Annotated in this window: 24 protein-coding genes and 1 tRNA gene; 16 read left to right on the plus strand and 9 right to left on the minus strand. The window is 33.9% G+C overall.

Translation table 11 applies throughout. From position 1 onward, the window contains the following. Nucleotides 1-245 precede the first annotated feature (245 nt). Complete coding sequence (locus FD31_RS10015; RefSeq protein ID WP_057892643.1) at nucleotides 246-2,018, plus strand: oleate hydratase; 1,773 nt, start codon at nucleotides 246-248, stop codon at nucleotides 2,016-2,018. 272 nt (nucleotides 2,019-2,290) lie between these two features. Further along, on the plus strand, nucleotides 2,291-2,800 hold the full coding sequence (locus FD31_RS10020; RefSeq protein ID WP_057892644.1) for a P-loop NTPase family protein: 510 nt from the start codon (nucleotides 2,291-2,293) through the stop codon (nucleotides 2,798-2,800). A 10-nt stretch (nucleotides 2,801-2,810) separates the two neighbouring features. On the opposite strand, the gene FD31_RS10025 is transcribed toward FD31_RS10020, so the two are convergent. From FD31_RS10025 to nfsA, 3 genes are all read right to left on the minus strand, one after another. After that, the gene (locus FD31_RS10025; protein WP_057892645.1) at nucleotides 2,811-3,437 is read right to left on the minus strand and encodes an NUDIX hydrolase; all 627 of its coding nucleotides are present in this window, start codon (nucleotides 3,435-3,437) and stop codon (nucleotides 2,811-2,813) included. 63 nt (nucleotides 3,438-3,500) lie between these two features. Then, complete coding sequence (locus tag FD31_RS10030) at nucleotides 3,501-4,325, minus strand: helix-turn-helix domain-containing protein (protein ID WP_057892646.1); 825 nt, start codon at nucleotides 4,323-4,325, stop codon at nucleotides 3,501-3,503. 460 nt (nucleotides 4,326-4,785) lie between these two features. After that, complete coding sequence (nfsA, locus tag FD31_RS10035) at nucleotides 4,786-5,523, minus strand: oxygen-insensitive NADPH nitroreductase (RefSeq protein WP_057892647.1); 738 nt, start codon at nucleotides 5,521-5,523, stop codon at nucleotides 4,786-4,788. Between the two features lie 306 nt (nucleotides 5,524-5,829). Between nfsA and FD31_RS10040 the strand changes: the two genes are divergently transcribed. The 3 genes from FD31_RS10040 (at nucleotide 5,830) to FD31_RS10050 (ending at nucleotide 8,725) form a co-directional block, all read left to right on the plus strand. Then, nucleotides 5,830-6,210, plus strand: coding sequence for a VOC family protein (locus FD31_RS10040; protein WP_057892648.1), 381 nt, complete (start codon nucleotides 5,830-5,832; stop codon nucleotides 6,208-6,210). A gap of 21 nt (nucleotides 6,211-6,231) precedes the next feature. Next, nucleotides 6,232-8,037, plus strand: a complete 1,806-nt coding sequence (locus FD31_RS10045; RefSeq protein ID WP_057892649.1) for a hypothetical protein — start codon at nucleotides 6,232-6,234, stop codon at nucleotides 8,035-8,037. Between the two features lie 211 nt (nucleotides 8,038-8,248). Next, nucleotides 8,249-8,725, plus strand: a complete 477-nt coding sequence (locus FD31_RS10050) for a Panacea domain-containing protein (protein ID WP_057892650.1) — start codon at nucleotides 8,249-8,251, stop codon at nucleotides 8,723-8,725. A gap of 633 nt (nucleotides 8,726-9,358) precedes the next feature. Here the strand turns inward: FD31_RS10050 and FD31_RS10055 are convergent. After that, entirely contained in the window at nucleotides 9,359-9,952 is a 594-nt protein-coding gene (locus FD31_RS10055) for a hypothetical protein (RefSeq protein WP_057892651.1), read from the minus strand. 247 nt (nucleotides 9,953-10,199) lie between these two features. Between FD31_RS10055 and FD31_RS14170 the strand changes: the two genes are divergently transcribed. Continuing rightward, nucleotides 10,200-10,376, plus strand: a complete 177-nt coding sequence (locus FD31_RS14170; protein WP_157049163.1) for a hypothetical protein — start codon at nucleotides 10,200-10,202, stop codon at nucleotides 10,374-10,376. Further along, a complete protein-coding gene (locus FD31_RS10060) occupies nucleotides 10,376-10,966 on the plus strand; it encodes a hypothetical protein (protein ID WP_057892652.1) in 591 nt (196 codons plus the stop codon). The genes FD31_RS14170 and FD31_RS10060 overlap by 1 nt, the downstream gene beginning before the upstream one ends. Nucleotides 10,967-11,204: 238 nt before the next feature. On the opposite strand, the gene FD31_RS10070 is transcribed toward FD31_RS10060, so the two are convergent. Then, nucleotides 11,205-12,368: a tyrosine-type recombinase/integrase gene (locus FD31_RS10070; RefSeq protein ID WP_057892654.1), complete on the minus strand. Its 1,164-nt coding sequence runs from the start codon at nucleotides 12,366-12,368 to the stop codon at nucleotides 11,205-11,207. 42 nt (nucleotides 12,369-12,410) lie between these two features. Further along, nucleotides 12,411-13,022, minus strand: a complete 612-nt coding sequence (locus FD31_RS10075) for a helix-turn-helix domain-containing protein (protein ID WP_057892655.1) — start codon at nucleotides 13,020-13,022, stop codon at nucleotides 12,411-12,413. 126 nt (nucleotides 13,023-13,148) lie between these two features. Between FD31_RS10075 and FD31_RS10080 the strand changes: the two genes are divergently transcribed. The 6 genes from FD31_RS10080 to FD31_RS10105 all read left to right on the plus strand — a co-directional run bounded on the left by FD31_RS10080 (nucleotide 13,149) and on the right by FD31_RS10105 (nucleotide 19,047). Beyond that, complete coding sequence (locus tag FD31_RS10080) at nucleotides 13,149-13,340, plus strand: helix-turn-helix domain-containing protein (protein ID WP_057892656.1); 192 nt, start codon at nucleotides 13,149-13,151, stop codon at nucleotides 13,338-13,340. A 2-nt stretch (nucleotides 13,341-13,342) separates the two neighbouring features. Beyond that, nucleotides 13,343-13,606, plus strand: a complete 264-nt coding sequence (locus FD31_RS10085) for a MerR family transcriptional regulator (RefSeq protein ID WP_057892657.1) — start codon at nucleotides 13,343-13,345, stop codon at nucleotides 13,604-13,606. Nucleotides 13,607-13,673: 67 nt separating this feature from the next. Next, nucleotides 13,674-14,345, plus strand: coding sequence for a Rha family transcriptional regulator (locus tag FD31_RS10090; RefSeq protein ID WP_057892658.1), 672 nt, complete (start codon nucleotides 13,674-13,676; stop codon nucleotides 14,343-14,345). 88 nt (nucleotides 14,346-14,433) lie between these two features. Then, the gene (locus FD31_RS10095) at nucleotides 14,434-14,655 is read left to right on the plus strand and encodes a hypothetical protein (protein WP_057892659.1); all 222 of its coding nucleotides are present in this window, start codon (nucleotides 14,434-14,436) and stop codon (nucleotides 14,653-14,655) included. A gap of 12 nt (nucleotides 14,656-14,667) precedes the next feature. Continuing rightward, nucleotides 14,668-17,301: a DNA primase family protein gene (locus FD31_RS10100; RefSeq protein WP_057892660.1), complete on the plus strand. Its 2,634-nt coding sequence runs from the start codon at nucleotides 14,668-14,670 to the stop codon at nucleotides 17,299-17,301. Nucleotides 17,302-17,862: 561 nt separating this feature from the next. Continuing rightward, nucleotides 17,863-19,047, plus strand: a complete 1,185-nt coding sequence (locus FD31_RS10105) for a hypothetical protein (RefSeq protein WP_057892661.1) — start codon at nucleotides 17,863-17,865, stop codon at nucleotides 19,045-19,047. Between the two features lie 378 nt (nucleotides 19,048-19,425). On the opposite strand, the gene FD31_RS10110 is transcribed toward FD31_RS10105, so the two are convergent. The 3 genes from FD31_RS10110 to FD31_RS10120 all read right to left on the minus strand — a co-directional run bounded on the left by FD31_RS10110 (nucleotide 19,426) and on the right by FD31_RS10120 (nucleotide 20,484). Continuing rightward, nucleotides 19,426-19,498, minus strand: a tRNA-Glu gene (locus FD31_RS10110). 72 nt (nucleotides 19,499-19,570) lie between these two features. Next, nucleotides 19,571-19,789: a hypothetical protein gene (locus FD31_RS10115; protein ID WP_057892662.1), complete on the minus strand. Its 219-nt coding sequence runs from the start codon at nucleotides 19,787-19,789 to the stop codon at nucleotides 19,571-19,573. Then, nucleotides 19,786-20,484 carry a CPBP family intramembrane glutamic endopeptidase gene (locus FD31_RS10120; RefSeq protein ID WP_057892663.1) on the minus strand — a complete coding sequence of 233 codons (699 nt, stop codon included), beginning with the start codon at nucleotides 20,482-20,484 and terminating at the stop codon, nucleotides 19,786-19,788. Before FD31_RS10120 ends, FD31_RS10115 begins: the two co-directional genes overlap by 4 nt. A gap of 96 nt (nucleotides 20,485-20,580) precedes the next feature. Here FD31_RS10120 and FD31_RS10125 point away from each other — a divergent pair, with 96 nt between their 5' ends. The 3 genes from FD31_RS10125 (at nucleotide 20,581) to FD31_RS10135 (ending at nucleotide 25,853) form a co-directional block, all read left to right on the plus strand. After that, nucleotides 20,581-22,302 (plus strand): ABC transporter ATP-binding protein, encoded by a 1,722-nt coding sequence (locus FD31_RS10125; RefSeq protein ID WP_057892664.1) that lies wholly within the window; start codon nucleotides 20,581-20,583, stop codon nucleotides 22,300-22,302. Beyond that, entirely contained in the window at nucleotides 22,302-24,176 is a 1,875-nt protein-coding gene (locus tag FD31_RS10130) for an ABC transporter ATP-binding protein (protein ID WP_057892665.1), read from the plus strand. Before FD31_RS10125 ends, FD31_RS10130 begins: the two co-directional genes overlap by 1 nt. Before the next feature lie 708 nt (nucleotides 24,177-24,884). Then, entirely contained in the window at nucleotides 24,885-25,853 is a 969-nt protein-coding gene (locus FD31_RS10135; protein WP_057892666.1) for a serine hydrolase domain-containing protein, read from the plus strand. Nucleotides 25,854-25,863: the final 10 nt, after the last annotated feature.

Genomic DNA, 25,863 nt, shown 5'->3' on the forward strand with positions numbered 1-25,863 from the left:
CCTCCTACTCGATCAGCCAGTTAAGCTTTTCTCGATTCAGGAGACGGCCCCAAAAAATGAGAGTGATATTTGAGTTTATCTCAAATACCACTCTTTTTGAATTTTGTCTCAAAATGTGGTAAAAAACGAATCTAAATTTCACGAAAAAATCACATTTTTACCCTTGCATATCCTCGATAAGAGAACTATATTTTACGTGTAAGCAGTTTCAAAACGAAAGCTAATTTAATCAAGAGGTGGTTCTTATGTATAGAAGTAATGGTAATTATGAAGCATTTGCAAGACCTTTGAAACCAGAAGGCGTTGATGACAAGTCAGCCTATATTGTTGGTTCTGGTTTAGCTGGATTGGCTGCAGCTTCATTCCTTGTACGTGATGGTCAAATGAAAGGCGATAAGATTCATGTCCTTGAAGAACTCGCTCTACCCGGTGGTAGTATGGACGGAATTTGGAACGAGCAAAAGGGCTACATTATCCGTGGTGGTAGAGAGATGGAACCACATTTCGAAACACTTTGGGATTTGTTCAGATCAATTCCTTCATTGGAAGACCCTGACGCTTCAGTTTTGGATGAATTTTATTGGTTAAACAAGAAAGATCCAAGTTTTTCACATGGTAGAGTTATCCAAGATCAAGGTAAAGAATTACCAACAGAAGGTCAATTAACTTTGACACCTAAGGCTGTTAAAGAATTGATTGACTTAGTTATGACACCTGAAAAAGATTTAGGCGATAAAAAGATTAATGAAGTATTTACAGATGATTTCTTGAATTCTAACTTCTGGCTCTATTGGTCAACAATGTTTGCCTTTGAACCATGGGCTAGTGCTATGGAAATGAGACGTTACTTGATGCGTTTCTGTCACCACATCGACTCACTTTCAAACCTATCATCATTGAGATTTACTAAATACAATCAATACGAATCATTGATTCAACCAATGATTAAGTTCTTGGAAGACAAGGGTGTTCAATTTACATACAATACTCATGTCAATAATATTAAAGTCGATACTTCAAATGGTTCCAAAGTTGCTACTGAAATTGATATGACAACTGATGGTAAAGACAGCACAGTTGCTTTGACAGAAAATGACTTAGTCTTTGTTACAAATGGTTCAATCACTGAGAGTACAACTTATGGTGACAAGACTCACCCAGCACCAACTGAGCATGAGTTAGGTAGCAGCTGGTCACTTTGGGAAAACATGGCTAAACAAGATAAAGCCTTTGGTAACCCAGATGTCTTCTGTAAGAATATTCCAGAAGCAAATTGGACTGTTTCAGCTACAATTACTTTGACAGATGATGAAGCAACACCATATATTGAAAAAATCAGTCAAAAAGATCCACACAGTGGCTCAATTGTTACAAGTGGTCCGGTAAGTATTAAGGATTCTAACTGGTTATATGGTTACTCAATCAGTCGTCAAAAGCACTTTAAGAGACAAAAGGATAACGAATTGGTAGTTTGGGTTTACGGACTATTCTCAGACAAACCAGGTAATTTCGTTAATAAGAAAATTACTGAATGTACTGGTGATGAACTATGTGAAGAGTGGTTGTATCACATCGGTGTTCCTACTGATCAAATTAAGGACATTGCTGAAAACCACGCCAACACTATTCCAGCACACATGCCATACATCACTTCATACTTTATGCCTAGAAAAGTTGGAGATCGTCCATTAGTAGTACCAGATGGCTCAAAGAACTTGGCCTTTATTGGTAACTTTTCTGAAACTGACCGTGACACTGTCTTTACAACAGAGTATTCAGTCAGAACAGCTATGGAAGCTGTCTATACATTGTTGAACGTGGATCGTGCTGTCCCAGAAGTATTTGGTTCAGCCTTTGACGTAAGAACATTGTTGAGAGCAATCTACTACTTGGATGGCAAGCAAAAGATTGAAGATATCAAGTTGCCATTTAAGGAAAGAATGGTCGAAAAGAAAGTTATGGAGAAAGTCCATGGCACTTACATCGAAGAATTATTGAAAGACGCACACTTACTATAGAGAGTGTGACAAAACATGGTCGGCTTTCGACCATTAAGGCAAAAGAGTCAAGTAATCCGATTTTGGATTGGTTGACTCTTTTGTTTTAAGCGGAAAAAGCTATGTTTTGTCGCACGTTTATGCTGCATGTTTGGGGACAATAATAGTTTTGTCCCCAAACCTTTTTTTTGTTTTGGCAATTTTTGAGTAGATTTGTTAGATCAAATATATGGTTGAATCACCGTTATATTGAGTTATGATATTGTAACGATGAAAAAATTGGAGGTAAAACAATGCGTATAATCGTTGTAGGAAACTCTGGTACAGGCAAGTCCACTTTATCAAAGAAAATTGCGAGAATCACTGATTATCCGTTATTGCATCTGGATAGTTTGTGGCATACAACTGATTATTCCGACGATGCTAAGCAGTGGTTTGATCAACAACAAGTACTATTCATGAATCAGAAAAATTGGATTATTGATGGTAATTATTCCAGAACTATGGATATTAGAATTTCTCAAGCCGATATTATTATTTTGCTGAGGGTAAGTAAAATTAAATCATTGTGTAGAGTGTTAAAACGTTCCTTGTTGTGGCGAATTGATAAGAGGAGCAGGGACGATATGCCTGAACAATTTAATGAACACTTAGACAGTGATTACTTTGAATTTTTGAAAATGATTTTTTCTTACGATGGAGATAGGTTGCTTGGATTGATTGAGAAATATCAAAAGCCTGACACACAACTTCTTGTCATTACTAACAATAGGGCTAAAAGACGTCTCTTAAAAAGTTTATAATGTTATTTTTTCAGTCAAAATAAGTTGTCCATTGTTGGGAATGGTGACATTCAAAAGCACGTTGAAAGTCATCGGGCATATTACGTGCCAAGGACAAGTCTAAATTAAGTGCTTCATCTAGTGTAAAGTATTTTACCTCGGAAGTTTCAACACCGCCGTGAATATCATTTTCTTCTGGTTCACATTCGAAGAAGAGTTTGTAGACATAATTTAAATTCTTTTTGGGATAATGATTTTTTTGCATATCTTTAATGGCAATCATTTTTAACGGTTTAACTTTGATACCAGCTTCTTCAAAGGTTTCTTTAACAGCAATGTCAGCTGCTGAATAACCGATATCACCCCAACCACCAGGAATCGACCATTGACCGCTACTTTTTTCACGAACTAGTAAAATTTTGTCGTTTTTAAAAGTTGCGGCTCGAATATCAACTTTTGGTGTCACATAGCCAGTATCAGCGTCAAAGAAAATATCTAATTTTTCAGGAGTTACATCTTTTGTCAATTTAGTCGTTAGTTTCTTGGCTACAACCTCTAATTGCTCATAACGTTCGCGGTCGAAAACATCCTTACTATAATGTTTACCAGTTTGGGCAATTGCCTGCAGCTGTTCAATTAATTGTTCTACATCATCCATTTGTTAATACCGTCCTTTAATTAGGAGTATAACATTTTTAGATAAAATGTAAGAACGCTTTCATTAATTAACACTCTCGTAAGCTCGTTCATGAAGAAACGCGGTAAAGAGATCATAGTTTTTAATAGCCAGTTGAGCATTATTTTGTTTGACCATTTCGGCTACATTAGCCATTAAGTAAAGACTATTAATTAACATGAAGTGGGAATTATTTTCCATTATATAGTGAACGCCTTGTTCGATTACTTCCATAGCACTATCAAATTTTGATAATTGGAAATATGAGAGGGCAGCAATGTAGAAAACGAGATTAAGATTTTCTTCATAGGCTGTTTTGGGAAAATTATTCAAAGACAATTCAATTTGTCGCAATGCAGAAGTTTTTAAGCCTTGGCTGGCATAGACATAAGCGAGAGCAACATTGCCAAGTCTTGTTAAAGTACTTTGTTTGCGACTGTGACCTGTACTTGCTAAGGACAACTTTAAGAGTTCTTTAGCTTCATCAAATTTATGATCTAGTTTTAAGGAACAAACCGCTAAGTAAAAGTAATAAGCTTGAGTTTGTTTGCTCGTTTGGACCGTTTCTAAGACAGTGGGACGATTTAAAAAGATTCGCAATTGTAGAAAATCTTGAGTTCGATAAAAAGAACTAACTTTTTGATTGAAATACTTTTCTTTACAAATCTTGAAATTGCTAGCTAGCGTTAAATCGTCAAAAACAATCGATAATTTTTTACAGAGATTGATTAATAGTTGCGTATTGGGAATGTATTTGTTGTGTTCAATTTCAGAAAGTGTTGATTGGGAACAAACATCTTCAGCTATCTCAAGCTGCGATAGATTTCGTTGTTGCCGTGCTTCTTTTAAAATATCACCTAAATTTTCCATATTTTTTACACCTACTATTTTTATTCAGTGAAACAAATTATTAATTTACTATAATTAGATGATATAAAAGTAGTGTATATTTTATGTTCAATTAATGTAAATTTTTGTTATAGTTATGTAAATTTACAGAAAAAAGGTTGTTTTTGGAATATTTTTGGTAATTCATGCGTTGTGTCAGTTAAACATGTCATCTTCAGAACGAAAAATAGCAACTGGCTGTGTGGACTGACATGAGTCTAAGTCTCATGTCTTAATTTGGAACCTTGTAAATTCAACAAGTCTCCAAACACGTCCAATGCTGTAAGTACAGGATAATCCCCGTACTTACGGCACTTTCATAGCCAGTTGCTATTTTTTACTAATTTATTTTTTGTGATTGAAACTAGTACTTTAACAATCACAGTGCAATGATTCATTTGTTTTCAGAAAAGATAATAAATATTCGACTTAGCTAAAAAGCTTAACTTAAAGAGAAACCTTGTGACTTCAAGAATGCACCCACGTCAGCTCGATGTACTTCTTTGAAAATAGCTAAATTTTTCTCAGTCCAAGAAGTATCAGAAGGATTCGTTTGACGATTAATATAGTAGTCTTTAACAATTTGATCATAGTTTGATAATTCGTTGAACTCTGTAGCATCATATGAATTCGTTGCAACTTGGTTACGTTGCGGCATACGAGGCTTTAATTGGTTTTTAGTTAGGGGAACCCCAATTGTCATTCCAAAAAGTGGCACAGTGAAGTCAGGCAAATGTAGTAGCTCTGCAACTTGTTTGATATTATTGCGGAGGCTACCGATGTAACAAATGCCTAGACCCATTGATTCAGCTGCAACTGCCATATTTTCAGCAGCAATAGTTGTATCAATTGTAGATAGTAGCAAGGCTTCCATGTTTTTGATACTATCCAATTTTTCGTTATTGGCTCGTAAAATAGTAGCTTGACGATGCAAATCAGCGACAAATACGTAAAAAGTATCAGCTTTTTTTACATGTGGGGAACTGATTGTGATGTCTGATAATTTGTTTCGTAATTTTTGGTCTGTAATTTCAATTATCGAAAAGGCCTGAACAAATTCAGTTGTTGAACCGTGTTGAGCGGCAGCTATTAAGGAATTCTTTTGATCTGCAGTTACTGGTTGGTCAGTAAATTTACGCACTGAGACGTGTTTGAGCATATTTTCAATCGTTGGATTCATCTTAAAACCTCATTCTAATTTTTTTAAACTTAATAATAGAATAACACTTGTTGGGAATAGAATTATTTTCTGAAAAAGTGTTGTTTTTTGATAGCTAGAATTTTTTGATTTGTATATATTAAAAAGGCACCTATGGCTCGGGTGCGTCATTTGATTATCCTTCGTATTTGTTTTTGTTAAGCAAGTGTTAATGTGATGTGGAAAAATCATGTTAACGAATATCGCTTCGGCACGATTAGTGTCGGAGCTTTTTTGCTAGACCTCTGTTACACTTAAACCACGACAAAAACTAGTTGGAGGGAAGCTATGAAAAAAGGAATCGAATTGGATATGGTAGTTTCTGATGCAATGACAGCAGCCAAAACGTTTGGTAAAGTTTTTAATGTGAAGGTTTTGGAAGTTCATAGTACCGTTGCCAAGGATGATACGGTTTTAGTTGATATGGAAGGAATGCAAATTCACTTTCTCAGCCAAAATAAAGATATTGGTTTTAAGATTCCGACCGTTACGCCAGAATCAATTTGGGTTAATGTAATTGCTGATAATATTGAAAAAACACGGGATGCTGCCGTTATGGCTGGCTTTGAATTGACAATTCCCATTACTAAAGAACCATATGAAGGTTTGCAATATATGTTACTAAAAGATACTGATAATTATCAATGGATGGTTTATCAAGCTAAATAATTATATGGGGGGGAATGGAATATGCTTTTATTATTTTTATTATTAACATTTGAATTTACAGTGTTATCGTTTGTACCATTTGGCTATGCTTTAGTTAAAAATCACAGTACTCGTCTACGAGTGCAGTTTCATATTGCAGTGCAAGTTATATTATTTCTAGTTGCACTGTTCTTCATTTACTTCATGAATCCTGATCAGACATGGAAGGTTGTTATCGCGGTTAACTTACTTTGGTTAGCCGTTGCGGCAGCGTTACATGGAATTGTTTTAACATTCTCTAATCACATTATCCATCAACGTGGAAATGATAGACGGGAGGTTAATCAACCGGGATTTAAATTAGCTGGAAAATTTTTGGGTACGACAGTTGGTTCAATGTTGGCGTTAGTAGCCTTGATTTTAGTGATAATGATTTCTGGTTATGCGACAACTAAAGCAGTTGCTAGAATTACTGATGTTACCGAAAACTCAACAACTAAGAATGCACCAATGCCAGTCATTAACTCGCAAAGTAAAGAGGTACCAGTAGTTAATTCATATAAAACTGTACGTAATCAAATGCAAAATTCATTATCGAATGTTCCTGATTCAAACGTTTATTCATTGAATCATGCACGAGTTCAGTTTTATCATGGCAAGTTAGTTTATATTTCACCATTAGATTTTGATGGTTCATTTTTCCGTTATAACCACTATAAGAAAGTTCCAGGTTATTTCATTGTCGACGCGACATCGAAGAATGCTAAACCACAGTTCGTTAGGAAAAGCATGCGTTATACACCGTCAGCGTATTTTGGACATGATGCTTCCAGAAAAATTTACGCTTCAATCGTTGGTCGGGGATTAGTTATTTCTGGTAGTGCACCACAATTGGAAATAAATGAATCTGGGCATCCATATTATGTGCAGACTTTGTATAAACAATATGGGCTATCTAATCGAAAGAATTACCGTAAAATCTATGTTGCCGTACTAGATTCTGTTTCTGGTAAAGTTAAAGTGTACAAACAAGGCGATGAGACCAAGTGGATAGATGTGACGTTTGATCCAAATATTGCCAGTGATAAGATTTATTCCTATGCTGCTGAACGTAATGGTTGGTGGAATGCTCATGGATTTGGTGGTTCTCGTCTCGGCGTTATGAAGTCAGTTGAAGGAGTTGGGACTGAGGGACATGATGATGTTTTCACACCAATTGCTTATAAAAATAATATTTATTACTTCACTTCTATGACAAGTAACAATCGGAAACAAACGTCTGTTTTAGGTTACATGTATGTGAACGCTAAAACTGGTAAAACTTATTATTATCGTGAAGAAGCTGACGCTATGACGCCTAATCGGGCTGACAGTTTGGCTGAAAATCGAATGAAACAAACGCAATGGAAAGCTAATATGCCACTACTTTATCGGATTGATGGTAAGCCAACTTGGGTCGTTTCGATGATTGATGATAATGGAGCATTTATGTCTTATGTCTACTTGTTAGCTAATGGTAATGGGACACAGGATACTGTTGCAGTCGGCACTGATGCTAAATCGACATTGCAGAAATATCGTAATTTATTCAATGCTGATTTAGGAACAGCTAGTTCCTCTCATTCGGGAAAGAAACAACAGTTCAATGGAACCGTGAAACGAGTGGTCAAAGTTAATAATAGTGAGATTGCCTTCTTGTTGGATGATAATGAGAATGTTTTCTATGCTTCGATTAAAGACTATCCACGGAATATGTTTATCCAAAGCGGTGATCAGATTAGTTTTACAGGTTATAAAGATGGTCAGACGGTCGTTGTCGTTAAGGATATTAGTAACAAGAGTTTATAGAAAAAACTGTTACTAGTAAACGAATTATTTAGTTCGTTTGCTAGTAGCAGTTTTTTTTGCGATAAAAATTATTGGATTTAAACGTAATTAAGTACAGAAGGGGGATTTTAATAGGTAAATTTCATGGTGCTTTATAATTATTAAAGATGATACAATATCTTTGCCAAAGTAACATATTTAAGTATGTAATTTTTTTATCGGAGGTTTTAAAATGATTAACCAAAAGAAAACGGGTTATACGGCTGATCAGATAGCTGATTGGTACTTGAGCAAATCAAATATGTCACCTAAGAAATTACAAAAGATTCTTTATTATGCTTACGCTTGGGTTTTGACATTGACTAATGATGATATAAATCATTTGGATAATAAATTATTTGATAATAATTTTGAAGCATGGGCACATGGTCCTGTTATTTATAGTATTTATGAAGAGTATAAATTGTATGGGTATAATGACATTCCTAAATATGAAGGGAACATTGTAAAGTTGCCCGACGACATTAGTGATATATTAAGTCAGGTTTGGGATGAATATGGTTCCTTTACTTCTGATCAACTTGAAAGTATTACTCATCAAGAAACACCATGGATTAATGCTAGAGAAGGTCTCTCTCCATTGGCATCTAGTAACAAAGTGATAACTGATAAGGATATATTTGAGTGCTATATAGAAAGGGTTGCTTAATATTTCTAAATCATCAAGAAGAAGGTTTAATACGATTGAACCAAAGAGCAACGTAATTAATCCGTTTGTTAACTTTAACAAGCATGAAAACGTTAGTATAGAATTGTCTAATTATCCTAATTGGATGAATTCGATTGATTTAAGGGGATTCAATAATTTCTATCACGATTCAGAAGAAGCTTGTTTTGTGGTGTATCAAATATTGAACAAAATGATTCCCTTTATCAAAACCCATTCAAAAGAGATTATTTCAAATCAATATAAACATTGTCATACGATTTCCAATGATAAACATGGTTTAATAATAAAAATTAATTAACTTATTAATAACTTTGATTTAGATCCTCAAATTGGTTTATGGGAAATTGCTGTAAGTAATAGTGGTGGTGTTCGTGTGATTTTTGGGCTTTATAGTAATGATGATAACTACTATTTTTACCCGCTATTCATTGATGCTCATCATCAAATCTATTCCGATTCTAAATTTAGAACTGATTATTCTAAGGTCTGTAAAATAAGATTTAAAGATATGAAAAATTCATCATATTGAAATTAAAGTGTAAAAAAACTACTGGAAAATGAATTTATTAATTCGTTTACTAGTAGCTTTTTGTTTGACCTTTTTGATTGTTATTATAAATCAACAAATAATCCTAGAAGAATTAAAAAAAGAGCTATAATACCTGCAGATATTACTAAAACAGTGAGAAATCGTTTAGTCCACATCCCGATTGTTTGATGATATTCAGTACTTTTTGTTTTTGAAGTAGTGGTTTCTTTTGATTTTTGAGGTGTAGGTTCTTTGTATGAAAATACAAGTTTTAGAGTTATCGGTTCGAAGAATTGCTGGACGGATTCTTGACCATTGGAATCAGTTACAATCTTTTTGAATTTACCACCGATAAAACTAATTGATAGTTTATATTTTTGTTTTAAAATAGATTTGATTTGCTCATCTGCGGGCACATAGCCGACTTCAAGAGTGGTGTTATCATGTTGAACTTGAAATAGTAGTTTGTTATCAATTATTTTTACTAAAAAGTCATGACTGGCATAATTTGCTTGTTCTAATTGATAGACGTTTTCGCCGAAAGTTAATTCCTTAATATCCTGATCTGACATACCATTAAATAGTGAATCGGCATTATTCTTTTTTATAAATTGTACAAATTTGGAAATCAATGATGGAAAATCATCGTAAGTAATTATTGTTCGCTCTATCTCCATGGTATTCTCCCAAGAAATGATATTTATTAAAATAATTATATCAATTGTTGACAGTAAAAGTAATTAATCCGTCAGTATGACCTCGCCAATCGCTTATGCTTTTGTGATAAATTTGTGTCCCAAGTTAAAAGAATGAAATTATTGCTCGTTTATAAATAATACGCTTTAATGAATTGAATAAGCTTTCTTTCGATGATATCATGATGATGCAGATTAAAGCATGAAATAATTTAGGAGAGTGATAGGTATGGCAACTAAAAGCTTCCAAACCGAATTCACATTTAATCAGAAAACAGGTAGAAAATTGGCGATTGCTCTTGATGGATCTAGAAAAACCGATATAAATCTTTCTAAACCTGTTGAGTTTTTGACCAATAAAAATGATAAAAAAAAGATAAATGATATTATTAAGGATTTTGATTAATGAGTTATAGTGTTATTCAATTAAAAGAATTAATGAATCAGGATTATGATTTGAATAAAGTGTTCTCTACGTTCTCATCTATTAATGGGGATGTGGAGAATTTTTTGTTGAATAAAGCAGTTCAGTTCGAAAAGTTGGATTTATCACGTACTTACTTAGTGTTCACATCGTATAAGGGTAAAAGTGTGTTAGCTGGTTATTATTCAATTACTAACAAACCCTTAATAATTTCTAAAAGAAATTTCTCTAAACTATCAAGTAGCTTGAGAAAAAAATTGCTAGGTATGGGCCAAAAAACTGAACGTGAAAATTATGAGATTAAATCAATATTGGTTGGTCAGATTGGCAAGAATTTCAATCACAAGGAGTTGATATCAGGAACAGATATTCTTAAATTATCTTATATTACTATAAATCAAATTTATCAATTAATTGGTGGTAGAATTGTTTACTTGGAAGTAGATGATGATAATCATTTGCGTAAATTTTATAACAAAAATGGATTCAGAGAAGTTGAAGGGTATAGGACACCTAATAATCAGTGTCTTTACATTAAAAAGATAAGTGACATTGTTTCGGAGGATGCATAGGTTTGCATCCTTTTTATTTCACGGCTACCAAAATTATGAAATGGTAAAAAACATAATAAAAATGGAAACAAAAAAAGCCACCATATCGGTTGAAAAAACTGATATGGTGGCAACTAGGATACTAATTATCACCCGTATGGGAATCAGACCCCATTTTATAAGAAAGCTGTTAAAACAGCGATTGTAGTGCCTTTGAAAGACCTATTTTTTAATTGACTAAGCTTTTGACTAAGATTGACTAAAAATTTAGGTAGTTTACGAGTTTTTGAGATGCTTCTTTATTTTGTGATTGAGTAACATGTGTGTAAATATTTAAAGTTGTTTGTGCATCTTCGTGACCTAATAGTTCCTGTGCTTCTTTGATAGTCGCACCTGCTGAAAATAATGCACTGGCATAAGTATGTCTAAACCCGTGTATAGTTATTTTAGGTAACTTACAATCATCTCTATTTAAAATTGCATATAACCATTTACGAGGTGTATTAAGCGATCTAAATGTATTCTTATTGGTAGCAAATAGTAATTGATTATTACCACTAGTATTAACACCTAACATCAGATATTCTCGTCTCTGCTGTATATGCCAAAGCTTTAAATATTTGATCGTAGTGCTATCTAAAGGGATAATTCTAGTACCTTTTTTAGTTTTAGTATTATTAATTTGTAGTTTACCTTTAATACCTTGGGCAAGAGTTTTATTAATGCTTAGGGTATTTTTTTGCATATCAATATCATTCCATGTCAGTGCCAAACACTCTCCACGTCTAATACCACTGAATGCTAGTACACGAAAGAGAGTGTACTTTTCTAGGTTTTTCTTAGGATCAATGAAACAAAAAAACATTTTTAATTGTTCTTTTGTCCAAAAATTAGGGCTTTTGTCCTCGTATTCTTTATTTTTAGGGATGATAACACGGGTAGCAGGATTATCTTTTATATAACCTTGTTTGATAGCATATTTAAATATTGCATTGGTGTAATTGAACCATGGTTTATAGTTATAAGTTGTTATTTTAAACCAACCATTAACGGCGCGTTGTATTTGAGCAGTTTTAATAGTCCTAATACGATATTTACCAAATGTAGGTAGAATATGGTTTTCAAACATCTTTTGACGTTTATACCAAGTTGATTCACGTACCGTATTTATATAACTAGAAAACCAGTCATTGTAAACCTGTTTAAAAGTGATATTCTCATTAGGCTTTTTTTGCTCAATCATCCCTTGAGTAGATAGATATTCCAAACGTTTTAATGCCATGGTTGCTTCTTTGACAGTTTTAAACCCCCTACGAGTAGTTGTGCGTTGTTTTCCAGTTTGCTCATTAATTCCAGCATATATTTGAAATTTATAGGCGGTAGAACCGTCTTTTTTTGTGTACTTTTTAATTCTTTTGTCCATTGTTTTACTCCTAAATGCTATCGGGGCGGTTTAGGCTAGTAATTAGATATCTGAATTATTTTTCTTGTTTTTTTCTATTTCCTTATCAATCTCCATATCCTGTTTTATAAATTCATAAGAACCATCATAACGTTCAGTTAGTTCAACAATTTTGTCTTCGTATTTTTTAGCCTTTTTGTCACCGCTAGCTGAATCTAATAATAAGCAGAAAACGTCTTTTAGTATGGTATTGATTTCGTTAATACTTACTCTATTAGATAAGTTGTTAGCAATATCCACATATTTTTGATCTGTTGTTTCTGGAGACAGAATGGCTTGAGCAGTTTTAAGAAATGTGTTTGTAGATATTTCGTTAAGTACATTTAAAGATTCTTTTCTGTTTATCAAAAATGAATCTGATTTAGGGTCATATTTTTGGGTATTTATAAATTTATCGAAACTTTCAAGTATTTCTGGATCTTTAATGTCGCTAACACCTTGTAAGTAACCTATTGAAACATCAAGTGCAGTAGACATTTTTTTCCAAGTCGATAATTTAGGTTCACGACTATCGTTTTCGTAGGCACTAACAGATTGTTTTGAAATATTCAATATATTAGCAAGCTTAGTTTGGCTAATACCCTTACTTAATCTAGCTTTTTTTATATTATTCATTCTGTATTATCACCTCTTTTTGTTTATTTTACTACATTACAAAAAATACAACCACTTAAAGTGGACAAAGATAAAAAATGGAGTTATATTATTAATGACCACTTAAAGTGGACGGAGGGAGAAGAAATGAAAAAATTAACAGATGATTTCATTAGTGATGTTGTCAGAATCAAAGGGATGACATCAGTTAAGGAATTGGCGAAACTTACTAAGGTTAATCGGTGGACGTTATCAGATGTTTTGAATGGGCGAAAAAGAAATGTTAGTAACGTTACATACACAAGACTAATAGAATATGTAAAAGATAGGGAGGTATAGACATGGAAATAACATTATCAAAAGATCAAAAAGCATCCCTAGGAGAGGATATTTACAAGGTGGTTATTAACTCTGTTGATAAAGCTCGTAAGGATGCAAGTTTAGATAGTAAAGATTTTTTTCGCAAGAAAGAAGCATGTAAGTATTTAGGTGTTTCAAATAATACGTTTGATCATTTTATTGAGGACGGTCTTACTTATCATATTGTTAGAGGTATAACGCTTTACAGCAAAGAAGAAATTAAGCAATACATATTAGAACACTAAAATAAATTAATCAGCTATCGGGGCGGTTATAAATAAGCTTAATTGAATACTAAAGGGAGTGCGTGGAATGGATGAACTTGTATTTGTTAATGATGCTTTGATTAGTTCTAAACCATTTACAACAAGTGAAATTATTGCTAAACAAATGCATCTCAAAGAAAGCACAGTAATACATAGAATTAATCAATATAGAGATAGATTAGAACATTTTGGCAAGATTGAATTTAAGTCGATTATCGAACGAAATTCGGGTGCAGGTAGACCTAAAAAATTTGCTCAATTAAATGAACAACAAGCTACTTTACTTATTACATTTTTTAAAAATACTAAAGTTGTTGCTGACTTCAAAGAAAACTTAGTAAGACAGTTCTACGACATGAGGCAAGAGATTATTAAACGTAGGATCTATAAGGAAATAGACAAGCCTGTGCGCCGTACCCTTACTGATACCATTAGTAAATGGCAATACTTTAACAAATGGAGTTACAAGGCTATTACCGATCTAATATGTAAAGCGATAACTGGTAAAACAACCAAAATTTTAAAATTAGATCGTGGATGTGGTACTGATGTGGTTGGTACTGACATATATACATCTAAAGAAATGGCTATGTATCATGTCTTAGAATCCAAAGTTATTAAAATGCTTAATAATGGTAATACATATGAGCAAATTAAGCTTGAGCTGTTAAAAAAGAACGTACAACCTGAAAAATGTAAAAAAAATAGACATTACTAACCGACCAAGTAAGTAATATCTATCGTGTATTTTGCTAATCAAATACCCTTACATTTTATCATGATTCAATAAAAGAGGATAAATAAAAATGGAAATCAAATTGAATTTAAAATCATCAGAAATTACTAATTTAAAAGTGTTAAGTTCGCTATCAGATAATGCTTTGAATACTCTTGTGTTGCTTAATAGCAATAATATTAACGTCACAGCCACAGTAAGCATCCCTATTAATGGGGATATACCAACTCAAAAAAATACAAAGAAATCATTAATTGAATTATCAAACCTAGGACTTATTAAGTTGAACTAAGGGGGTGTTTATTTGATCTATGAGCAAACTGGTATGAATAACAACAATTTGACCAAAGTATCCAATGAATCCCTTGTTCAATTTATTTTAGATTACAAACCGCAATATTCTAATGGCAAAGATGAAAACGGAAATAGTAAATTTAAACACCTAAAAGCTAAATATGTAATATCTGGAGAGTTAAAAAATGGGGCTACTACTAGAACTAATGAAAATCTTTTAACAAGGGATGCATTAATATTAGATATTGATCACCTGACAAGACATGATGAAACAGTGATGTTCAACAATTTATCAAGTAGCTTTAAGAGTATTGAGTGGGTAGCATATCCTAGTATTAACTCTAATCTTATGTGGGTAAACCGTAATACAGGAGTGCATGAAAATAAAGGTTACGGTTATAGGGTGATTTTTAGCGTTGATCGACCATTTAAGGAAGATGAACGTAAATCATTGATCGCCAATGTATGTAAAAGATTGGGCGTAAAAGATGATTCCAATGCTGAACAATGGTCTCAAGTCATGGGACTACCTGTTAAAAATATCCATACTAAAGACATGAACAAATTTATTAGAAATAACGTGGGACAACCGTTAAAAGTTGATGATTATATGATTAAGATTGCCAAAGTTAACGTTTCTAGTAAACCTACGTTGCATACTGCCACGATTAATGATGACTACGCTATTAATTTACTGAAACAATGGACTAATAGGCACCAAAAATATTTAATGACTGAAAGTAATTTTTCAAATATTTTAATTGGCTTAGTTGGTTATTACCAAAGTGGAGATATTACACAAAATGTATTAACGCAATCTATGACCATTCTAGCTATGGATAATAGCAATTGGGCTACTGACAACATTAGAAAATTAAAGGCGCATTTTAATTATTCTGCTAATATTCCTAGCAAGTCGTTTAGAGAGTTTTTTTCATCAGGTACAGTAGATAGGTTTAAACCTGTAAAAATGACTGCTAGAACACTTATTAATAGGATGAAAGACACTAGAAACGAGTGGTTAAGTGAGATTAACGAACAACTAAAAAATGAAAACTCTAATGCACGTACACGTAAATCACTTTCACCGTCCACTATTGCTAAATTAATAAAGATGTATATTCCAATGTTTAAAACCACCAATGGAGATGATGCATTATTGTGCATCTATAATTTTGATAATGGTATCTATGAAACTAATGAATTTTATTTAGCTGAAATGGTAGATAGCCTAGAAGAAAACTATACAGAGAAACAAATAGATGCAGTTAGATATAAGCTGATGTTAAGAGCATCAATTAATGAATTGGAACAAAGTTCTATGTTAGTCCCAGTTAATAATGGCATTTACGATCAAGAAAACAATGCACTCATTCCCTTTGATCCTAGTTACAGGTTTTTATCCAAGGATGCTACAAACTATAATAAGAACGCTAAGGAACCTAAATACAGCTTATCAGACGGTTCATACTGGACGCCTAGCAGTCTTATAAAGGATCTATCATGTCATGATGCTGAAATTGAAAATGTATTGTACGAGGTTATTGCTGATTCCATTAATGGTAATTTTTCCCGTGAACAAGCAATATTCTTGTTAGGTAATCAAAACGGTGGGTTAAGTAATAATGGCTCTAACGGTAAAGGAACATTTCAAGATTTAATACAAGGTATTGTTGGAGATAAAAATACATCACATCTTAAAGCTGATGACATGGATAAACATTTTATGATAAATGAGCTAATTGGCAAGACTGTAAATATCGGGGATGACTTGCAATCTAACGTTTACATTGATAATTCATCAAATTTCAATAGTGCAGTTACAGGAGATGTAATATTTACCGATCGTAAAAATAAAAGTCCAGTATCTTTCAGGTTTAAAGGAACTGTTATCCAGTCAACTAACGAGATGCCTAGTTTTAAAAATAAAACTGGTGGCACGTATAGACGTATGATTATTATTCCTTTTAATGCTCATTTCAAGCCCAGTAAAGACGGTAAAAAGATTAAAGGTAGTTACATTAAAACTAAAGAAACACGTGAGTGGATCTTAAAGAAAGCCTTAGAGATGCCTTTTTTTACTGAATACACGCAACCAAGTGCATCCAAAGAGTTAATGAGTGAATTTAAAATAGACAATGATACTGTAAGACAATTTTTTAATGAAATTATGTCCCAGTTACCCATTGCCCGTATTGATAGTCACCCATTGTATCAGCGCTATCAAAGTTGGTGTATTGATAGTGGTTATAGAAATCCACTTGCAAAGCAAACGTTTATTAAACAGATCAAGGGAATTTTAAATGAACGGCAAAAAAAGATTGATTCTATATCTATGCAAGCTTTTGCAGATATTGCTAAGAGTAAGAATAGACGTAATGATCTAATTAATAAAAATTTGCCGTTAATAAAATGTGATTTTAGTTATACTTTTGTGGTTCCAATTGGTAAGTATGCTAGTTATGTGGACGATAAAGGATTTAGCTATATGTCAAGTAAACAAAGACGTGTATTCAAGTTTCCCTTAAGAGAGTTATTAATTGATACATTGACGTTATATGATAACTTGCCTAATAAGAATAGTCCTGAATATGATAAATTGAACCAGCGACTTAGAGACTATCAAAAAAGATTAATAAAATAACGTGCATACTTATTTAAATACCGTTAGATCAGTATTGGTGTAATTCAGTATGCAACTAATATAAGCACGTTAATCTAGTGGTGTATATTTGCTAAATGCTATTAAACTAACATTTATTAAACTAAGTATGCAGGTATTCACTTTATTAAATATTCTTTATACAGTAATGCATTAATGAAGGAACATTAAATGATAAGGACTATGATTTACCTCGTTTTAAAGTACGTGCATAGTGTATAGTTTCCTTTTGTATCATTGATATACCAGTGTTTTGGAAAGTATGCATGAGGTGCATGTATGATATAAAAATGCAAAAAAAAGTCATTCACTAAGTAAATGACTAAAACTAATATAACTGATTCCTAACCTATAAATTGTAGCACTTGTAAGTGGGAGTTAATGGTTAAATAATCAATTTAGTAAATGGTGTTATGCATATATTACTAATTTAGTTGTAATGGCTAATATAGACAGACAGATTTAACAAATTAATTCTTAACGAGTAAAATTGGTTTGTCGTTTTATTAAAAGTATCAAGATATTTTAGGGGGGATTAACGTAATGATTGGTGATTTTGGTTCAATGATAGTAGGTATACTAATCATTGCAGGTATTGTATATTTCATAAGGAAGACATGGCAAGGTCGTAAACAAAAATTAGATCATTCAAATGTTATGTTTGTACTTTCGATTGTCATTGCTCTAGTAGTTGTTCCAATGGCGGTTGGTTTTATAGGCGGATCATTAAATAGCTTGTTTCATCCTACGCCCACATTAGCCGTTGATAATAAAAACGTTAAAATTACTGGTACTAATACCAAGGGTACATTGAAGGGTACTACTAGACCAAACGTAAAAGTGAATTTAAAAGAATCTGACGGAATAGATCACGTTAAAAAATCAGTTATTTCTGATTCAAATGGTAAATTTCAATTTAAAAATTTGGAATCTGATTCTGACTTTAAGTTACGTGCGGTTAATGGTCCAAATAAATCTAACGTTGTTCATGTTTCAATCGGTGATATTCCTGATTCTGCTTATACCCAATTGTCTATTGATCATTCTGATGATGATGACAATATTAAGATTAAGCAGGACGATAACCAGAAAGCTACAATCACTGGAACAGCAACAAAAAACTCAAATATTGAAGTGGACAACAACGACTATGAAAAGATTAAATCAATTCATGTTGGAGACGATAAGAAATGGTCGCTCACTTTGAATGGATCTAACACAAAGAAACAAGTTGAATATAGTATTCTTGCAAAACGTAAGGGTCTGCAAGAAAGCTATACAGATGATATTACAGTTGTAAATCCTAACTACACTGCTCCAGCTAAAAAAGCACCTGTTACTAAAAATAGTAATGAAAACGCAGGGTCTGCTGATGACTCTAATTCAGATAAACAATCTAATTCAGATAAACAATCTAAGTCAGATGATCAGAAACTGGATGAGCAAACATTTGTTGCTGATATGAAAGCATATTTAAATAACAAATATCCTGATGTTTCGTTTAGTTACTCCAAAGGAATGGCTTCATTCACTGTTCCTAATGAAGTATCTGCTTTAAATAAACAAGAAAAAAAGGTATATGTAGCTCCACTTTATGATCGTATGATTACTTTCTCAAGTAATGAAGACATGAAGACCGTTCCTACTATCCTAGTTGAAACACAAGACGGAACACCAATAGCACGTAGTGCTGTATTCAGTTCCAGTGGATATAAAGTTTATAAATAGTGAATATTTTACTAAGATACCTAATCAATGTTAGGTATCTTTTTTTAGATAAAGGGCAGATAGGGCAGGCTTATAAAAAGGGAATTCGATGTAATTAAGATATTAATAATAATATTGCAGATTTTGCAGACTATAAAAGAAATGTAATTTGCATAGTAATCGTATGCCTAATTTTAAGTAACATTGTTCTATTGAAGGATAAAAAAAGACCGTTAGTCATTTGACTAACGATCTAACCGCCCCAATAGTAATATTTTTGACTAAGCTTTTGACTAAGCTTGACTAACATATCAATAAAACTTAATGAAATTTCAATCTCTTAAAACATTGATTTAGCAAGCCTTAGAGCTCGTATAAAATGATTTAGACACAAAAAAATCACCCGTATGGGAATCGAACCCATAACTCCACCTTGAGAGGGTGGCGTCTTAAACCATTTGACCAACGGGCAATTAAAACAACACTCATAATTTTAACTGTAAACAGGCCATCCTGTCAATATGAATGTTGTGATTATTATTAATTATTTTTTAGCATCCTTAGTTTTGATTATAAGCACGTAAATCAACATCCCAATCAAAACAATTGTATAAATAGCACTAGCGAAGCCAGCGTATTCCATAATGATCCAACCAGTGACCCGAGCACTAGCAATCAGCAACATTGATAAAACACCAAACATGACGATACGACGTAATAAATCTTGGTAAACTTCATTGAACTTTTTTTGATTATTTCTCAAAATAAAATAACTCCTGACATAATTGCACCACCTAGAATTGCTAGTAGGTTATTTAAAAAGTGAACTGTAATATCAGCCTTGATATTTTTTGTTCTATAATAAACGCCAGCTAGAACAATTCCTAAGAGAATTTTGGATAAAGCATAGATCCAGTCTGTATCAGCTGCAAATGGTGCGTGAACATATCCAAAGAGCAGACCACTGATGAGAATGGATAAAAATGGTCGATCGACGAAAAACCAGTTCATGAAAATTCCACGGAAGAGAATCTCTTCTAAAATGGGTGCAACAAAAATAGTGAAGATAATTAAGATGACCATACTATTATTGGCAATTAATTTCAAAGCCTCAACGTTATCATTCGTACTGCGCATAAATGGAACAGTCGCGACGTTGATTAATAATGTCAAAATAGTTCCTAGACCAACAATCATCCAAGTACTTTTAGTAAATTTCTGAGTGGAAAACTTTTGGGCTCGTTTAAAAACAAAAATAATTATGGACGCAGCAATAATTAATAATACAATAGTGGCAATTGGTGCGTAATTTTGATAAGCGGAATATTTTGTTCCTAACTGTTTCTTTGTTAACGTTAGAATGCTTAATGGTAATTGTTCCAGTATAAATAGTCCTAAAAAGACTATAATATGAAATATGACTCTAATGGGATGATAAGTATTTTTTGTATTCTTCATGAAAATACCACCTTATTTGAGATAATTATTAGAATTTTTTGATAATTAGTGCTTTAATACTATAATGCTACAGAGAGTTTTAAAGGGAGTGAATAAATGTTTAAGATTGCTCGAGGTAGAATCAATAGCTGGCAAGTTCTTGGTGCGGTCATCTTCATGATTTTCCAAGTTGTTGCAACGCTATATATACCTAATATTACATCTGACATTGTTAACAAGGGTGTTATCACTGGTGATACTAATTATATCGTACAAGCCGGAATAAAGATGGTTATTGTATCACTTATTACAGTTGTCGCCGCTTTTGGGAATGTTTTGATGGCTTCACAAGCATCACAAGGGTTAGGTCAGAAATTAAGATCTGATTTGTTCAAAAAGATATTAAACTTTACACACGATGAATTCGATAAATTCGAAACTTCATCACTTACAACTAGAACAACCAATGATGTTGTTCAAATTCAAAACGTTATGATCATGATGTTACGTATGATGATTATGGCTCCAATTATGTTGATTGGTGCTAGTTTTATGGCTTATCAAAAGAATGCAGAAATGACCAAGATTTTCTTGATTTCAATTCCTGTTTTGATTGTTGTCGTTGGACTAGTCATGTATTTTGCTGTGCCATTATTTAAGGCTATGCAAAAGAAAACTGATCGTTTGAACTTGGTTTTCCGTGAAGGATTAACAGGTGTTCGTGTTATCCGTGCCTTCAGACAAGATAAATTCGAACAAGATCGTTTCAAAGATGCTAATGCTGACTACACTAACAATGCGGTTAAGGTATTTACTATTGTTGCGGTTATGTTTCCTGTCGTTACTTTAGTTATGAGTGGTACTAACGTTGGTATTACATGGTTAGGTGCACACTACATTGCTAATCAATCAATGGAAATTGGTAACATGATTGCTTTCATGACTTATGCAATGCAAATTTTGATGAGTTTCATGATTCTTTCGATGGTATTCGTGTTTGTTCCTCGTGCTTCAGCTTCAGCTGCTCGTATTCAAGAAGTTTTTGAAACAGAAAGCAAGCTTGATGTTGTTGCTAAACCTGCCAAGGTCGGGGATGAAGCATCACTTAGTTTCAATGATGTTAACTTTAGATATAACGGTGCCGAAAATTTGGCTTTAGCTAACTTGAATTTCAAGGTAACCAAAGGCCAAACTTTAGCCATTATCGGTGGTACTGGTTCTGGTAAGAGTTCATTGATTAACTTGATTCCAAGATTTTATGATGCTGAAACTGGTGTTGTAAGTGTTAACGGAACTGATGTTAAGGCATTGAGTACTGAAGATATTAACAGTATTGTTTCGATGGTGCCACAAAAGGCCTTTCTCTTTAAGGGAACAATTCGTGAGAATATGGCTTATGGTAAGGAAGATGCGACTGACGATGAAATTTGGCACGCATTGGAGATTGCGCAAGCGGCTGATTTCGTTAAAGAGTTGGATGGTCAACTTGATGGTGAAGTTGAACAAGCTGGTGACAACTTCTCTGGTGGTCAAAAGCAACGTTTGGCAATTGCCCGTGCATTAGTTAAGGATTCTTCAATTTACGTCTTTGATGATTCCTTCTCAGCACTTGATTTCAAGACTGATCTCAATTTAAGAACAGCCTTGAAAAATGATGCCAAAATTAGTCAAGCGGTCGTTGTCATTGTTGGTCAACGTATTTCAACCGTTGCTGATGCTGACCAGATTGTCGTCCTTGATGACGGTAAGATGGTTGGACTTGGAACTCACCAAGAACTAAAAGAAAATAATAAGACTTATCAAGAAATTATTGAGTCGCAATTAAAGGAGGTTAAGTAATGGCTGAGAAAAAACCTCAATCTTCACCTTCAGTTGGACATGGTCCTGGTAATCATGGTCCAGCGGTTGTTGTGAAGCCAAAGAACTTCTGGAAGACAACAGGTCGTCTAGCTAAATATATGTCAAGTTACATTGTGGGCTTGATTGTTGTTTTAGCCTTAGCGATTGCTTCCGCTATTTTCCAAATTAAGACTCCTAAGATCTTGGGTGAAGCTACAACTGAGATTTATAAAGGATTAATGACTGGTATTGCTCAACAAAAAGCTGGTTTGAAGATCAACGGCTTACCAATCAACTTCACTAAGATTGAACATATCATTATGATTGTTATCTTGATGTATCTAGCTTCTGCTATCTTTAGTTTTATTCAACAATTTGCGATGACGAGAATCTCACAAAGAACAGTTTACAAACTAAGACGCGATTTGAAGTCAAAGATGCAAAGACTACCAATCAGTTATTATGATTCACATTCAAACGGTGATATCATGTCACGTGCTATCAATGATATGGATAATATTGCCGGAACTTTGCAACAAAGTTTGACTCAATTCGTAACTAGTACGGTAACTTTCGTCGGTGTTATTTGGATGATGTTCACGATTAGTTGGAAGATGACATTGATTGCTTTAGCAACTGTGCCATTGAGCTTAATTGTTGTTGGTATCATTGCTCCACAATCACAAAAGTTTTTCAAACGTCAACAAGCTTCATTAGGTCTTTTGAATAACCAAGTTGAAGAAAACTATTCTGGTCACGTCGTTGTTAAGAGTTTTAACCACGAAGGTGAATCAATTGACGAGTTTGAAAAGGAAAACGCTAAGTTATACAAGGCTTCATGGAAAGCACAATTGATCTCAGGTATCGTTATGCCTTTGATGATTTTTGTTAATAACTTAGGTTATGTTTTCGTTGCCATGTATGGTGGTATTCAAGTTGCCAATGGTAATATTTCTTTAGGTAATATCCAGGCTTTCTTGCAATACATGAATCAATTTTCACAACCAATCGCTCAACTAGCTAACTTGACGAATACAATTCAAGCAACTGTTGCTTCAGCGGAACGTGTCTTTGAAATTTTGGATGAACCTGAAATGAACAATGACAAAGTTGATGTACCTGATGTTGATATTGATGACAAAGTTACTTTGGACCACGTTAAGTTTGGTTATGAAGGTCGTCCAACCTTGCTTGAAGATTACAACTTGAACGTTAAACCAGGTGAGATGGTGGCTATTGTTGGGCCAACTGGTGCTGGTAAGACAACCATCATCAACTTGCTCGAACGTTTTTATGACGTTAACGGTGGTTCTATCAAGTTAGGTGGAAAAGATGTTCGTAACATGACACGTGAAGAAGTCAGAAGCCACTATGCAATGGTGCTTCAAGATACATGGCTCTTTACCGGTTCAATTTACGATAACTTGAAGTACAGTCGTGAGGATGCGACGAAAGAAGAAATTATCACAGCAGCTAAGGCAGCCCACGTTGATAACTTTGTTCGTCAATTGCCTAAGGGTTACGACACTGTCTTAAACGAAGAAGCTTCCAATATTTCTCAAGGTCAAAGACAATTGATTACAATTGCCCGGGCCTTCGTTGCTGACCCAGAAATTTTGATTCTTGATGAAGCCACATCATCTGTTGATACAAGAACTGAATTACATATTCAACATGCGATGGAACGACTTTTGAAGAATCGGACAAGTTTCGTTGTTGCCCACAGACTTTCAACAATCCAAGATGCTGACAAGATTATTGTTATGAATCATGGTTCAATTGTTGAAACAGGTAATCACGAGGAGTTGATGGCAAAGAATGGCTTCTATGCTGATCTTTACAATTCACAATTCGCTGGAAATGTCGCTTTGTAAAATAGATAGATATATAATTGGAACGTGTCAGTTGGCACGTTTCTTTTTTTGTTTGATTATAAATATGCCGTCTCCAGAGCTGAGCAATATTCACTGGCTGTGCGGATCGGTCTGAGCCAAGGTCTCAGCCCTCGGTTTGAAGCCTTACCAGAGTTCGTTAAGTCTCCAAACACGCCCGGTGGNCGGATCGGTCTGAGCCAAGGTCTCAGCCCTCGGTTTGAAGCCTTACCAGAGTTCGTTAAGTCTCCAAACACGCCCGGTGGTGTAAGAGCTAAAGCTCTAACGCCACTTTCACAGCCAGTGAATATTGCTCAGCTCTTCCGACTAGTTAATCTGTAAAAGAATCATTTGTGGTCGTTTAATTTTTTTTTAATTGTTAATAATGGTTAGATAAATATTTTTGATTACTTATGGATACAAATTAGTGGATACAAATTAGTTTATTTAGAATCAATTTATTATTTAGCGATGATAAGTGTATGTATTTAATCAATAATAAATCTAGCCGGAGGTTGTAAGGGACAAAGTCAGCAGTGATAGTGGTGTTAGTGCTTTAGCACTTACACCACAGGACGAGTTTTGAGATTCGCGGGTTATGCGAAGCTCAAAATCGAGCCTGGAGACCTTGGCTCCAGGCGGTCCCACAGCAGACTTTGTCCCTTACAACCGCAGGCGGCATATATAAAAAGTTCTGAAGGGTAAAAAAATATGGCAAATTTTGAAGAGACCAAAGCACAAATTATTGATTTAGTTAATAAACGAATTGTCCCAGGAGCTAGTTTTGGCTTCATAAATTCGGCTCAGACGCAGAAATTCATTTATGGTAATAAGGAGTGGGTTCCTGAGATAACTCCGCTCAAAGGTGATGAATTACACGATTTAGCCTCATTAACGAAGGTCATGGGGACTGTTCCCTTGATTTTAAAAATGTTAGATGAAAAGTTAATTAATTTACACGATCCCATTAAAAAATATTTACCTGAATTTGCTGATGACCGGGTCGAACTGTTCCACTTGATTACACATACTTCTGGAATTCACGGTTATATTCCTAATCGTGATGCTTTGGACAGTGATGAATTGATTCAAGCACTCTTAAAATTGCCTGTTACTGACACTTTCAATAAAAAAGTCGTCTACACGGATACTGGATTGATTTTCTTAGGTCTAGTAATTGAAAAGTTTTATCATATGCCAGTTCAAGATGCGATTATGAAATATATCATTGAGCCAGAAGGTTTGAAAGATGCGACTTTTGATCCAGATCCTAAACGTTGTGTGCCAACATATGAGGTCAATGGTCAGATGCTACAAGGTGTTGCCAATGACCCTAAAGCTCGTCAATTAGGTAAGCACTGTGGTTCTGCAGGTATGTTTGCAACGTTAGATGATGTGATGAAATTTGCACAAGATATGTTGAAAACTGACAAGAAATTTTTGTATCATAATTTCACAACGCTTGATCCTGGTCGCTCATTAGGATGGGACGTGAAGCCTGATGGCTCAGGTCATGTATTATTCCATACTGGTTACACTGGAGAATTTTTGGCTTTAGATTATCAACATCAAACAGCCATGGTCGTAATGACAAATCGAGTTCATCCAATTCAAAATAACCAATTGTTCTTGGAGCGTCGGGAAACAATTTTAGATGCTTTTTTGAATGAAAGTAAATAATATTAAATTA

Origin of the sequence: Companilactobacillus nantensis DSM 16982 (assembly GCF_001435815.1) — a bacterium.
In the GTDB taxonomy this organism is placed as follows: Bacteria; Bacillota; Bacilli; order Lactobacillales; family Lactobacillaceae; genus Companilactobacillus; species Companilactobacillus nantensis.